The sequence below is a fragment of the Spirosoma luteum DSM 19990 genome (assembly GCF_000374065.1).
GTDB classification, from domain to species: domain Bacteria; phylum Bacteroidota; class Bacteroidia; order Cytophagales; family Spirosomataceae; genus Spirosoma; species Spirosoma luteum.
Map to the genome: position 1 here is coordinate 1 of NZ_KB893250.1, position 12,907 is coordinate 12,907.

The 12,907-nt window shown below is 49.0% G+C and carries 11 protein-coding genes; 7 read left to right on the forward strand and 4 right to left on the reverse strand.

The window, feature by feature from the left end; genetic code table 11:
* The first annotated feature begins 83 nt into the window (after positions 1 to 83).
* The 4 genes from tnpA (at position 84) to B156_RS0108910 (ending at position 4,190) form a co-directional block, all read left to right on the forward strand.
* Positions 84 to 515: an IS200/IS605 family transposase gene (tnpA, locus tag B156_RS0108890; RefSeq protein WP_018619334.1), complete on the forward strand. Its 432-nt coding sequence runs from the start codon at positions 84 to 86 to the stop codon at positions 513 to 515.
* Positions 516 to 767: 252 nt separating this feature from the next.
* Positions 768 to 1,382: a winged helix-turn-helix domain-containing protein gene (locus tag B156_RS28945; protein ID WP_245563707.1), complete on the forward strand. Its 615-nt coding sequence runs from the start codon at positions 768 to 770 to the stop codon at positions 1,380 to 1,382.
* Between the two features lie 625 nt (positions 1,383 to 2,007).
* Entirely contained in the window at positions 2,008 to 3,696 is a 1,689-nt protein-coding gene (locus B156_RS0108905) for a long-chain-fatty-acid--CoA ligase (RefSeq protein WP_018619337.1), read from the forward strand.
* 2 nt (positions 3,697 to 3,698) lie between these two features.
* Entirely contained in the window at positions 3,699 to 4,190 is a 492-nt protein-coding gene (locus tag B156_RS0108910) for a metallophosphoesterase family protein (RefSeq protein ID WP_018619338.1), read from the forward strand.
* A 104-nt stretch (positions 4,191 to 4,294) separates the two neighbouring features.
* Here B156_RS0108910 and ftsH read toward each other — a convergent pair whose 3' ends face one another.
* Both ftsH and rsfS read right to left on the reverse strand, forming a co-directional pair.
* Positions 4,295 to 6,325, reverse strand: coding sequence for an ATP-dependent zinc metalloprotease FtsH (ftsH, locus tag B156_RS0108915; protein ID WP_018619339.1), 2,031 nt, complete (start codon positions 6,323 to 6,325; stop codon positions 4,295 to 4,297).
* A gap of 162 nt (positions 6,326 to 6,487) precedes the next feature.
* Entirely contained in the window at positions 6,488 to 6,883 is a 396-nt protein-coding gene (rsfS, locus tag B156_RS0108920; protein ID WP_018619340.1) for a ribosome silencing factor, read from the reverse strand.
* A gap of 101 nt (positions 6,884 to 6,984) precedes the next feature.
* Here rsfS and B156_RS0108925 point away from each other — a divergent pair, with 101 nt between their 5' ends.
* Positions 6,985 to 7,746 (forward strand): biotin--[acetyl-CoA-carboxylase] ligase, encoded by a 762-nt coding sequence (locus B156_RS0108925; protein WP_018619341.1) that lies wholly within the window; start codon positions 6,985 to 6,987, stop codon positions 7,744 to 7,746.
* A 67-nt stretch (positions 7,747 to 7,813) separates the two neighbouring features.
* On the opposite strand, the gene pafA is transcribed toward B156_RS0108925, so the two are convergent.
* Entirely contained in the window at positions 7,814 to 9,508 is a 1,695-nt protein-coding gene (gene pafA / locus B156_RS0108930) for an alkaline phosphatase PafA (protein WP_026260707.1), read from the reverse strand.
* A gap of 237 nt (positions 9,509 to 9,745) precedes the next feature.
* Between pafA and B156_RS0108935 the strand changes: the two genes are divergently transcribed.
* Positions 9,746 to 10,552: a sterol desaturase family protein gene (locus B156_RS0108935; protein WP_018619343.1), complete on the forward strand. Its 807-nt coding sequence runs from the start codon at positions 9,746 to 9,748 to the stop codon at positions 10,550 to 10,552.
* 33 nt (positions 10,553 to 10,585) lie between these two features.
* On the opposite strand, the gene B156_RS0108940 is transcribed toward B156_RS0108935, so the two are convergent.
* Complete coding sequence (locus B156_RS0108940; RefSeq protein WP_018619344.1) at positions 10,586 to 11,560, reverse strand: polyprenyl synthetase family protein; 975 nt, start codon at positions 11,558 to 11,560, stop codon at positions 10,586 to 10,588.
* A 331-nt stretch (positions 11,561 to 11,891) separates the two neighbouring features.
* Here B156_RS0108940 and B156_RS0108945 point away from each other — a divergent pair, with 331 nt between their 5' ends.
* Positions 11,892 to 12,884 carry a patatin-like phospholipase family protein gene (locus tag B156_RS0108945; RefSeq protein ID WP_018619345.1) on the forward strand — a complete coding sequence of 331 codons (993 nt, stop codon included), beginning with the start codon at positions 11,892 to 11,894 and terminating at the stop codon, positions 12,882 to 12,884.
* The last annotated feature ends 23 nt before the right edge of the window (positions 12,885 to 12,907 follow it).

A 12,907-nucleotide genomic window follows, 5' to 3' on the forward strand; every position in this document is an offset into this window, starting at 1 on the left:
TTTGACTTTTCACGTACGCTAGTTCAAGCTATGCCCTTTAGGGCAAGACTTTAGTTGCTACTCAATTTTGGTAATTTTGCTTGATGAAGCAGCAACGGTCTGGTAGTCATTCGGTTTATAATTTACAAGTCCATTTGGTGTGGAGTACTAAGTATCGCTACCATGTGCTGACAGGTGATGTACAGTTGCGTTGTCGGGACTTATTGCGGCAGACCTGCAATGTGCTGGACGTGCAGATTCTGAAAGGCGTTGTGAGTAAAGATCATATTCATCTGCACGTATCGTATTCGCCCTCGTTAAGTTTGAGCGATTTAGTCCGGCGGCTAAAAGGCCGCAGTGCGAAGTTGCTTTTGCACGAGTTTCCTGAACTGAAGCGTCGGTATTGGGGCGGTCACTTCTGGGGTGTTGGTTACGGTGCTTGGAGTGTGGGTAGTATCACCGACGAGTTGCTGCAATCGTATTTAGATCATCACAAGGATCATCCTAATGGGGATGAGAATTTCATTCTGGAGTAGGTCACTTAAAGTGGTATACCTTCAGTCGGCTTCAGCCGAAACAAACGAATTCCATTCGTTTTTAAACCTATGGACTTCCAGTCCATAGTCGTTTAGTTTGCCAGAAGGGAAATTTTGCTTCGCCGGATCGGACATGAAATACTCATTCAGTCGGGCGACAGTATATCACGGGTACTTCCAATAAAAAAGATCGCCGAAAATGAATACCAGATCAGTTTTGAGAATGCCTTTACTTTTCAACCCGAATCCCTCGTGAATACTACTCAGCGTTTGTTAGCCGAAGACCCGCTCGCAAGTGATTATGTTGTTAACGTATTGAACTGTGCCGATGCCAGTGTAGCCTATGGATATGCCGTATCAAAAAATAAGAAAGATGATATTGTAGCCTGTATAGGAAGAAGGCAACCTACGGCGTGTTACATGATTAATATTAAATTCAAACCGACAGGAATAATTACAGCACAGAATGGATATATTCTGGGCAGCCTGACAGTTTTAGCATTTGTTGGATTTATTTTTTTAAGATCTGTTAAGCCGCGGAGGGCCTTAGCTGACAGTCAGCCTACTGGTATATTCACTTTAGGGTCAATGTCGTTCGACGCAGAGACCCGTAAGCTCATGATAAATGGAAAGACCAAAGACTTGACCAGAACTGAAACTCGTTTACTTCGCATTTTCGCGTTGTCTCCTAACGAGGCTATAGAGCGAAGCCGGCTACAAAAAGAGATATGGGAAGATGAAGGGGTTATAGTAGGCCGAAGTCTGGATATGTTCATTTCTAAACTTAGAAAAAAACTGGAATTTGATCCGAACATCAAGATTGTTGTCATACGCGGCAAAGGATATAAGCTTGAAATTAGTGCTTAAGAATATCTTCCCGCTCCGAACTGATATTATTAGAATCCATTGGGCATTTGTAAAACTCTATAGTGAACTACTAATGTGGTATCATTAAAAGAATTATCCGGCCTTGGAAATAATAACTTTTACTTCGGCCACGCTATACACAGTGGGGAGTTTTACGGGCTGTTGGGAATACTGACTATCGTAGAACTCTTGTCGCGTTGTACTATCCTCTCAAGCTCCTACTTATCTGGACATAATTTCCGAAATGGAACGAGCCGTTTGTAAGCGATATGAGTTGGAGAGTCTGGCCAAAGCCATTGAGAGGCTGAATCGTTTCCGAGATTTTTATAACTTGGAGCGGATTCATTCGGGGCTCCACTACCGGAGTCCGTATCGCTTTCTGTTGGAAAGCGGAGTTGATATGCGAGACCTGAAAAGCAGAAAATGTTACAACTAACAAATAGGAAATTCTGTCCAGCAATTAAGGGGTCAGTACACCAAATACAACCTGATAGAGCCACATAAAATTAGTGAGAAGGTTCAATTGCCCGGCAAATAGCTCAGCTACGGGCAGTACTATTTTTTCTTTACATCGTTCAACCATATCTTCGGTCAACGCATTCATTTACGAAACCCGTTGATTCGAATGATTCAGACAAAACTAATCCCACGCACGGCGGAAGCCAGTGAGCCCCCCCTACTCATAAAGAATATTCTGGCCGAGTCGCTCAAGTACGAACCCACTCGGGAAATCGTTTACCGCGACCTGTTTCGCATGAACTATAGCCAGTTCAATCAGCGCGTTCGGCAGTTGGCCAATACACTCACCAGCCTGGGCGTACAACCGGGTGATACTATAGCCGTTATGGACTGGGATAGCCACCGCTACCTCGAAAGCTATTTTGCCATTACCGGCATTGGTGCTATTCTACACACCATCAACGTACGCCTGTCGCCCGCTCAGATTCTGTACACCATCAACCACGCTCAGGATAAGGTTATCCTGATACATGAAGATTTCCTGCCCATTCTGACCGCTGTAAAAACCCAGATCTCCACCGTTGATACGTACGTTATTCTGAGTGACAAAGTGTACGGAGAAAACGCAGTAACAGCACTTTCTGACGTTCCGGACTATTTTTCGGGCGAGTACGAAGCCCTGTTAAAAGCAGAAAGTCCGGAATACGAATTCCCGGACTTCGACGAAAATACCTGGGCTACTACGTTCTATACAACGGGCACAACGGGCAATCCGAAGGGTGTTTATTTCTCCCACCGCCAGTTATTCATGCACACAATGTGTTTGCTAACGTACCTGATTGGCTATGAGGCCCTGCCCTTCCGTTCCCGGACGGATGTGTATATGCCCATCACCCCCATGTTCCATGTGCATGCCTGGGGCTTCCCATTCCTGGCCACACTGCTGGCGGCCAAACAGGTATATCCGGGCAAATACGAGCCGGACATGTTGCTGAAGCTACTGGTTACGGAAAAGGTAACGCTGTCCCACTGCGTACCTACCATCCTGAATATGCTGGTCAGTAATCCGGCCGCGCAGAAATTCCGGGATACGCTGAGCAAATGGAGCGTATTGATTGGTGGCTCGGCGCTGACGAAAGGACTGGCCAAAATGGCGACGGACCTGGGCATTAATGTATCATCGGGCTACGGTATGTCCGAAACGGCCCCTATCCTATCTGTCGTTTACCTGAATGATGCCGAACGTCAGTTACCCCCCGACCAGCAGATAGACCTTCGGGTCCGGGCGGGGCGGGTTGCTCCCTTCGTGGATGCACGGCTGATGGACGATAGCGGCAATTTTCTGCCCCACGATGGCCATGCGCTGGGCGAAATAGTGGTGCGTACGCCCTGGTCGACGCAGGGGTATTTCAACGACTCCGAGCGGGGAGCCGAACTTTGGAAGGGCGGCTGGCTCCATACCGGTGATGTGGCCAGTATTACTCCGGATCACTGGATTGTGGTGGCCGACCGTACTAAAGATGTGATAAAAACCGGGGGCGAGTGGGTATCCTCGCTGGATATGGAAGATGCTCTTTCGCAGGTAGAAGGCGTGGCAGAATCTGCCGTTATTGGCCTTCCCGACGACCGGTGGGGCGAACGACCCCACGCGCTCGTTGTGCAGAAGCCAGGCTTCCAATTAACGGCAGCAGGCATAAAAGAGGGATTGCAGGCCAGAGTAGCGCGGGGAGAACTCCATAAATGGTACGTTCCCGACCATATTCTGATCGTTCAGGAAATTCCGAAAACCAGCGTCGGCAAGATTGACAAAAAGCGAATCCGCAGTGAGATGAAGGAAGCCATTTTAGCATCGTAATTATGACTCGTATTGGCCTTCTATCCGATACCCACAGCTACCTGGACCCCCAGATTTTCACCCATTTTGCGGCCTGCGACGAGATCTGGCATGCGGGCGATGTGGGTGCGCTGGCGGTTGCGGATCAGTTACGGGCATTTCGTCCGTTACGTATTGTATCGGGGAATATTGATCGGGAATCGGCGGAATTACCACTTAACCAGCGTTTCGTGCTCGAAGGGCTAACCATCTGGATGACTCATATTGGTGGTTCACCACCAAAATACAATCCGGTAGTCAGGCCTGTCTTACAGGAAAACCCGCCTGACCTGTTTATTTGCGGTCATTCGCACATTCTAAAAGTAGTGCGCGACTCAACCCTGAATAACCTGCTTTTCGTTAACCCCGGTGCAGCTGGGAAAACGGGATTTCACCTCCTGCGAACAGCCATCCGTTTTTCGTTGGATGCCGGAAAGATTCTGGACATGCAGGTGATTGAGCTGGGAAAAAAGTAAAAACAGTAAGCACTGTATTATGTATTCCTACAGACTGAAGTCTGTGATACAAACAAAAAAGGGATTCCCATGTAGGAATCCCCTTTTTCGTTTACTTATAACCGTCAGATGGGCAGCGTTTGCGGCTCAATGGCTTCTGGTTTTGCTTCCTTACCAATTTGCTCTTTAACTTCTTCGGCAATGCCCTTATTCTTGTAAGCTTCGTAGACGGTTTCGCGCTCAAACGGACGCTTACCAATCAGCCGAACAAGGTCATTCTGATACAGAATTTCTTTGGACAGCAATTCTTTCGCCAGAATTTCCAGCGCATCCTTGTGTTCGGTCAAGAGTGCTTTCGTCCGATCGTAGGCCAGACTAACAATCTTACGAACTTCATCGTCAATGTGTTTGGCCGTCTCTTCCGAATAGGGCTTGTTGAAGGCGTATTCTGACTGTTTTGAGTCATAGAACGATATATTACCTATTTTATCGTTCATGCCGTACATAGTTACCATGCTGTAAGCCAGCTTAGTGATACGCTCCAGATCACTCAAAGCACCTGTCGAAACCTTACCGAAGATAATGTCCTCGGACGCCCGGCCACCCAGTGCCATACACATCTCATCCATCAGCTGCTCCGTGCGATACAGGTACTGCTCACGGGGCAGGTATTGCGCATAGCCAAGAGCGGCTACACCACGCGGTACAATTGACACTTTCACCAGTGGGTCGGCAAACTCAAGGAACCACCCCGCTACGGCATGACCCGCTTCGTGGTAGGCCACAATCTCTTTCTCTTCCGGCGAAATGATTTTATTCTTCTTCTCAAGGCCACCAATTACCCGATCCATAGCATACTGAAAGTCGACCATATCAACGGATTCCTTGTCACTACGGGCGGCAATCAGCGCAGCTTCATTGCAGACGTTGGCAATCTCGGCACCGGCAAAGCCCGGCGTTTGAGCGGCCAGTTCCCTGGGATCAACGTCGGCCGACAGTTTGATAGGCTTCAGGTGAACCCGGAAAATTGCTTCCCGACCAATAATATCTGGCTTGTCGATGCTAATCTGACGATCAAAACGACCGGGACGCGATAACGCTGAGTCAAGCACGTCGGGGCGGTTGGTAGCAGCCAGGATAATAATACCCGAATCGGTAGCAAAACCGTCCATTTCTACCAACAGTGAGTTCAGTGTGTTCTCGCGCTCATCGTTGGCACCGGGCATTGAACCCCGCCCCCGCGAACGGCCTACCGCATCAATTTCGTCAATGAAAATAATGCAGGGAGCTTTCTCTTTGGCTTGTTTAAACAAGTCACGCACCCGGGCAGCACCAACACCCACAAACATTTCGACAAAGTCGGAACCCGACAGCGAAAAGAAGGGAACACCCGCTTCGCCCGCTACAGCTTTCGCCAGCAAGGTTTTACCGGTACCCGGAGGGCCTATCAACAACGCACCTTTGGGAATCTTGGCACCCAGCTTCGTGAACTTGGTCGGATTCTTCAGGTAATCGACAATCTCCTTGATTTCTTCTTTCGCTTCATCAAGCCCGGCCACATCATTAAACGTTATCTTCACCTTGCTATCCGCGTCGAACAGAGCCGCTTTGGATTTCCCGATGTTAAAAATCTGACCACCCGGACCACCCGCGCCCGACATCCGGCCCAGTAAAAAATACATGGCCAGAATCATGACGATTAAAAATCCCCATGTGCTGATGATACTGCCAAAGTCGCTGCGCTGCTCAAATTTATAATCAACTTTTTCGCTGGCCGGTATACCCTCCTGCATCGCTTCCAGGTCTTTCTTGAACGTTTCGCTGGAGGCAATTTGAAATTGAAAATGGGGACCCTGATTTGAGCCGAAATAAGGTTTGTCTGTAAACATGGCCTTGTATTTCGGACTTTGCGCGGCTTGCTGCGTGAGTGTCACTTCAGCAATTTTATCGTTTACCACCGATACCTGAGCCACCTCACGATCTTTCACCATGGCTTCAAACCGTTTTTGCGATGTTTCGCGAACGGCTGAACTTTTGTTGAAGAATGTGATGCCAAGGATAGCGGCAATGAGTAAAGCAACAATCCAACCCTGAAAGTTGGGCTTACGTGGCCCACCACGGGGTACTAATGGATTCCTATTATTATTTTCTGCCATCTTTTAGGTTATACAAACGGATTTCAAAAAAGTAACACCGTTTTGCAGATGAATGTTTCTTCCTGCAAACGGTTGGGATAAGCGGTCTTCTTAGCCAATAAACGGCCCGTAGCGGGCACTTTTTATTGGTGATTTGCGGGACCGTGCTAAATCCTTTTTCACTCAGGACGCTTCAATCAAATCGTTATCAGCAACGGAATAAATCTCGGCATCGCCCCAAAGTTGTTCAAGATCATAAAACTCCCGACGATCTTTCTTGAACACGTGAACGACTACATCAACATAGTCGAGCAGAATCCATTCCCGATTGAGCTTACCCTCTTTATGCCAGGGGTCCTGTTGACTGGCTTTGTAGACTTCTTCTTCAATGGATGTTGAAATGGCATCAATCTGCGTATCGGATGTGCCTGAACACAGAACGAAGTAATCACAGATGGCATTTTTGACGTTGCGCAGGTTCATTACTACGATGTCCTGCGCTTTTTTTTCCTGCATGCCCCGAACAACGAAATCACGCATTTGCTCGGCGGTAAACTCTTTATTATTCTTGATTCTCATACTTTCGATTTAACATTGCCACGCTAATCAGCGGGTACTTTGCCTGAGGGCCAAAAGCCCTGAGCACCATTTACTAGCCCTATACTAAACTATACAATATTTTGTACAAAATCTATCCCAAAACCCTTTTTCTTGGCCAAATAATCCAATACCTGCCAAGCTGTCAGTCTACTAACGACGAAGCGTCTGCTTTGATTGCTCAAAAGGACCCGGCCGAAGGGCTGCTTGTCATAACGGATAACCAAACTGTCGGTCGGGGGCAACGGGGGAATCAATGGGAGGCTAAATCGGGGCAGAACTTGACCTTCTCGCTCATCCTGAAACCTAGTTTCCTGACTGCCAGCGAGCAGTTTTGGCTCAACATGGCCATTTCTATGGGTGTCTACGATGCATTCCAGCCACTACTGGGGGAACAACTTCGCATTAAATGGCCTAATGATGTGTACGTGGGCAATCAAAAACTTGGCGGCATTCTGATTGAAAACACCCTGCACGGGTACGGCATTGCCTGGTCGGTAGCCGGAATTGGCCTGAACGTGAATCAGACCGATTTTACGTTTCCAACCGCTACATCGCTGCAATTGCAGGCTCCCCTACCCAACGGATACAACCTGCCGGGCCTGCTCAACCGCCTGTGCGAAACGCTGGAACAGCGCTATCTACACCTGCGTGCGGGACAACGGGATGCATTGAAAAAAGATTATCTGGACGTACTTTACCGATACCACCAGGAGCATACTTTCGAAGCCGATGGCCATTCATTTCCGGGAACTATCGTAGGCGTAGATGATACTGGCCAGTTAGCCATTGCCAGCCAGGGACAGGTGCGGCTCTTCGGGTTCAAAGAAGTGAGTTTTAAATAATGAATTATAAATGATGCATAGTTTTTTTGTAAAATCATTCATCATTGGAACGCCAGCCCGGTCATCATTATTTAATTGCTTCCTCGACCGGGTTACCAATGCAGCCGCTGGGTTCGAGCAGTCCGAGCAGGGCTGTTATGGTGGGGGCAATGTCATGAATATGGGTTCGGCGCAGCGTTTGCCCCGGTTTTATACCCCAGCCGTAGAGCAGAAAAGGAACGTGGGTATCGTAGGCATAGGTACTCCCGTGGGTTGTTCCCCTGGCACGCCCCTCAATCCAGCCGGGGGACTGAAGGATGTAAAAATCACCGCTTCGGTTTGGGTAATACACATTTCGCAGTAGGTTTTCCTGCAACTGTGGCAGGGCCTCTGCCCCCAGATTGTGCAGATTAATAACATTGACAACGGCTTTCTGCCGGAGCAGATCCGTTCGCAGCAGCGCGTACACGTCCGGTAGCGCGATCTTCTTTTCGGCCAGCAGGGCGTGGTTCAGGTACACTTGCTGATTGATGTAGGACAGCATCCATTTGCCGGGTCCGTAGGCTTTTTCGAGCGATGCTTTCACCGTTTCGCCAATTTCGCCATACCCTTTAACGCCCGCCGGAATGCGGTACTGTTGCAAAAAACCCGGCGCATCCACTACACCATGATCGGCCGACAAAAACGCCAGCCATTGTCCCTTACCCATACTGGCATCCAGTTGCGCAAACAAATCGGCCAGTTGCCGGTCGAGCCGGATGTACTGATCTTCCGTTTCTATGGCATGTGTCCCAAAGGCGTGACCAACGTAATCGGGCGACGAAAAACTGACGCACAGCATATCCGTTACGTCGCGCTGACCCAATTGCTCCCCTTTCATGGCAGCCAGGGCAAACTCTTTCGTAATCTGGTCGCCGTAGGGGCTGGTGCGCAGCACTTCGTATTTGCTGCCACCCGCCTGAACCGCAAACTCATGCGGAAAAACGGGTTTAGCTTCGCCGGGCATCATGTTTTCATACGCCTGATCATCCGTAGTACTTTCGGTATATTGATTCAGGGGCAGTACAGGCTCCCATTTCTGACCCAGAAACTGATCTCCCAGCTTCCGGGCGTTAAAATCCTGCACCCATTTTGGCAGCTCATTCTGATAAAATGTGCTGCTGATAAAGTTGCCGTCTTTCGAGTCGAACCAGTAAGCGGCATTGGCCGCATGACCGGCAGGCAGGATAGCCCCCCGGTCTTTCAGGGCAATACCAATTACTTTGGCCCGCCCGTCGGTGGCCAGTTTAAGTTGATCGCCGATGGTAGTCACCTGCAAATTGCGGGGCGACATTTTACCGGCGGTACCGGTGTTTCCCACCGTACTTACCGAAGTATCCTCGGCACAGTACATTAACCGGCCCAGATTTCGTTCGTAAAAGTCATTACCCACGATACCGTTGATGGCGGGGGCCGACCCCGTGTAGATGGCCGCATGACCAGGACCGGTGTAAGTAGCTGCGTAATGGTAGTGATTATTTCGGGCATTGAATCCCTCATCCATCAATCGCCGGAATCCGCTCCCCGTCGTAGCGGCCGTTCCAAACTTAGTATAGTACCGATAGAGATAGTCGTACCGCATTTGGTCGATGACGATGCCTACTACCAGTTTTGGCTTACCCATTGGTGGGTTCACCTGCGTTGCAGTCGCATTCTTTGCCGTGGTAGTGGCTATTTTACGGGATTGGGCAAAGGTGGTCAGGGTCAGTAAAACCAGAAAAAGAGCCGGGGAGATCAGGCGCATATAGCCGTTTGTAAATGATTTAGTCATGCTTTGACAAATGTACAAAACAAATTTCTGGACAATCGATTTCATCAGATGGTATGTATGTGAAGTATGCCCACTGACGTTTGACAAAGGGAGAAGCCCTGGCGCACAGGTACGGTGAACTGAACGTCGAAAACCAGCGTAAGACGTATTAGCTTTGTCAGTTTTTCTGCTTACAAACTGGTTTTAGGGTAGTCAATCAATATAGACAGTATGACTCAGATTTTTGATTCGGATTCTTTGTGGCTGACAGGCTTACTATTTTTCTCCGCCATTTTTGGTCGGTATGTCCTGTTTTCGCTGGGATTCTGGTGGTTGTTCAACGTGTCGATGAAACAGCAATTCACCCATCGTGCGGTGCATACGCGCCCCCGTAAGCCGGGTCAGGACTGGCGTGAGATAGGCTGGTCTGTGCTGACATCGCTCATTTTTACCGGTATGGCGTTGGCTATGATTCAGGCCTATAATGCTGGCTACAGCCTGATTTACACCGATTTTGACGCCTATCCCTTGGTGTGGTATCCGTTCAGCATTTTACTGGTCCTGTTTATCCATGAAACCTACTATTACTGGCTTCACCGCTGGATGCACCGGCCCGGTGTGTATAAGCTGGTACACAAAACGCACCACGATAGCCTGACTACTTCCCCCTGGACTGCCTTCTCGTTCCACCCGACGGAAAGTACGTTACAGGCTATTATTATCCCGCTACTGACTTTTGTGATACCCTTGCACCTATCGGCTGTGGGCATCATTTTGTTCATCATGACGGTTACGAGTGCCATTAACCACCTTAATACCGAAATATATCCCGCCAATTTCAATAATCACTGGCTGGGGCGATGGCTTATCGGTGCTACCCACCACAGCCTGCATCACACGCAGTTCCGGTTTAACTACGGACTTTATTTCACCTTCTGGGATAAGTGGATGCATACGGAAAGCCCCGACTTCCACCGGCTGTTTAAAGAGAAAACGAAAGGAATGAAGTCCGGGTCGCCGGAGCAAGTAGGTGAATGATGAATGATTTACAAAAAACTGTTCATCATTCATTTACTTGCTCCGGTCAATCGTATACTGCACCAATTGGTATAGGGACTGACGATAGGGGGATTCGGGAAATGAGTTGAGCAGCGTCTGCGCTTCGGCAACGTAGCTATTCATGGCTGCCGTGGCGTATTCGATACCGCCCGATTGCTTCACAAAGGTGATGACCTCGTCTACCTTTTTAGGTTTTTCACTTTCGTTTTTGACGATATTGATGATCCGTCTTTTTTCCAGAAAACCAGCGTTGTTGAGCGCATAAATGAGCGGGAGCGTCATTTTTTTCTCTTTAATGTCGATACCCAGCGGTTTCCCGATTTCGGCCGTACCGTAGTCAAACAGGTCGTCTTTAATCTGGAAAGCGATGCCAACTTTCTCCCCAAATACCCGCGCCTGCTCAACCAGCTCTGCTCCAACATCCACTGAGCGGGCTCCCACCGCGCAGCAGGCGGCAATGAGGGATGCCGTCTTCTGGCGGATTATTTCGTAGTATATATCCTCGGTAATGTCCAATCGCCGGGCTTTATAGAGCTGGAGTAATTCGCCCTCACTGATCTCCCGAACCGCCCGCGAAACAATTTTAAGCAGTTCGTAGTCCCCATTTTCTACAGAAAGCAGTAATCCCCTGGACAATAGATAATCGCCTACCAGTACGGCAACTTTATTTTTCCAGAGCGCATTGATGGAGAAAAACCCGCGCCGGTAATTTGACTCATCCACCACGTCATCGTGAACCAGTGTGGCGGTGTGCAGTAACTCAATCAGTGATGCTCCCCGGTACGTCGCTTCAGTAATCGTTCCGCATACGCCCGCCATCAAAAAAACGAACATTGGCCGAAGCTGCTTCCCCTTCCGCTTCACGATGTACTTCATGATCTGATCGAGCAGCATCACATCGCTTTTCATCTGTCCCCGAAACTTCTGCTCGAATAATTCCATTTCGGCAGCAATAGGGGCCTGTATATCAGCGACGGTGAGGGGCATTGGAGAGGGTATGATAAGTAGTCGTACAAGTCATAAGTGGCAGGAGCCATACGTCGTAAAAGTCAGGAGTAGTGAGAAGCTGGCAAGGGCAATACCGATGCGCCCCCCCAATGATTACTCTACAACTTTCAAGACCTACGCCTGTATCATTCAGCCTGCCAGCTATTTTTTGGCAATATTAGCAAGGAAACAGCAGACACCGAAAAGCTATTCATAGTGGCACTTACCCTTTCTGATAACCCCCCCTGCTGTCAATTCGTTTTGTTTATTCCACGAAAAGCCTCAATTTACCAGCTACTCAGCCAGCGTACACCTTTTGCCATTTCCCTGTATGATCGACAATCCAATACCTCCCGTTCCGAAAACGGCCAGCATTGCGTCTAAACCCCAATCGTCTGGCTGTGCGCTCGTGCTGGGGGGTGGTTCGCTCAAAGGAGCCTTTCAGGCGGGAGCCGCTATGGCCCTTTTTGAGTCGGGATTCGTTCCCGATCACCTGTACGGCATCTCCGTAGGCAGTCTCAATGCCACATTTCTGGCTAATGAAGCGGCCCGTCAGTATGCCGCTAATGGCCAGATTGACTGGATAAAGGTTGGCAAATATCTAATTGAGTTCTGGATTCGGAATATCACCAGGCCCGATGATGTAGCCGTTATCCGGTCGCGGTTCCGCATGGGTTATAATACCCTGATGAGTCGTTTTGATGGGTTATTGGATAATTCACCCATTCATAACTTAATTAGAAAAAACGTTGATGTTGACGCCCTCAGAGCCGGACCGCTAACCCTAAAGGTAGGTGCCGTTGATATTATTGAGGGCGATATGTACTATGCTGACCTGAACGATCCAAATTTTCTGGATTTCGTGTACGCCAGCAGTTCCATTCCCTTCCTGATGCCAGCCATGCAAATTGGGGGGGATCACCGGCAGGCGTTTCTGGACGGGGGCCTCCGCGAAGTGGCCCCGCTGCGGGTAGCCATTGAAGATGGCGCAACGGATATTGCCTGCGTAGCCTGCCACGCCAAAAAAATATACAACGAGAAGTTCAACTACCGCAACCTACTGAACCTGATGGACCGGGTTAAAGATATCACCGTCAATCAGTTGGTCAACAATGACATTGCCTGGGCCGAACGGTTTGCCGAGCGGGAACAGTTGCATGGACGCGACCTCAAACTGACCATTATCCGACCTACGGAACCCCTTTCTCTCAACCTGATGAAGTTCGACTCCGACGATATTGGCCGGATGATCGTGCAGGGGTATCAGGCGGGTGTTGTCATGCTAAAAATGAAGAAGACCGCCGATACATCTATTCTAAAATAAAGGTACCTTGGATACTAAAAACG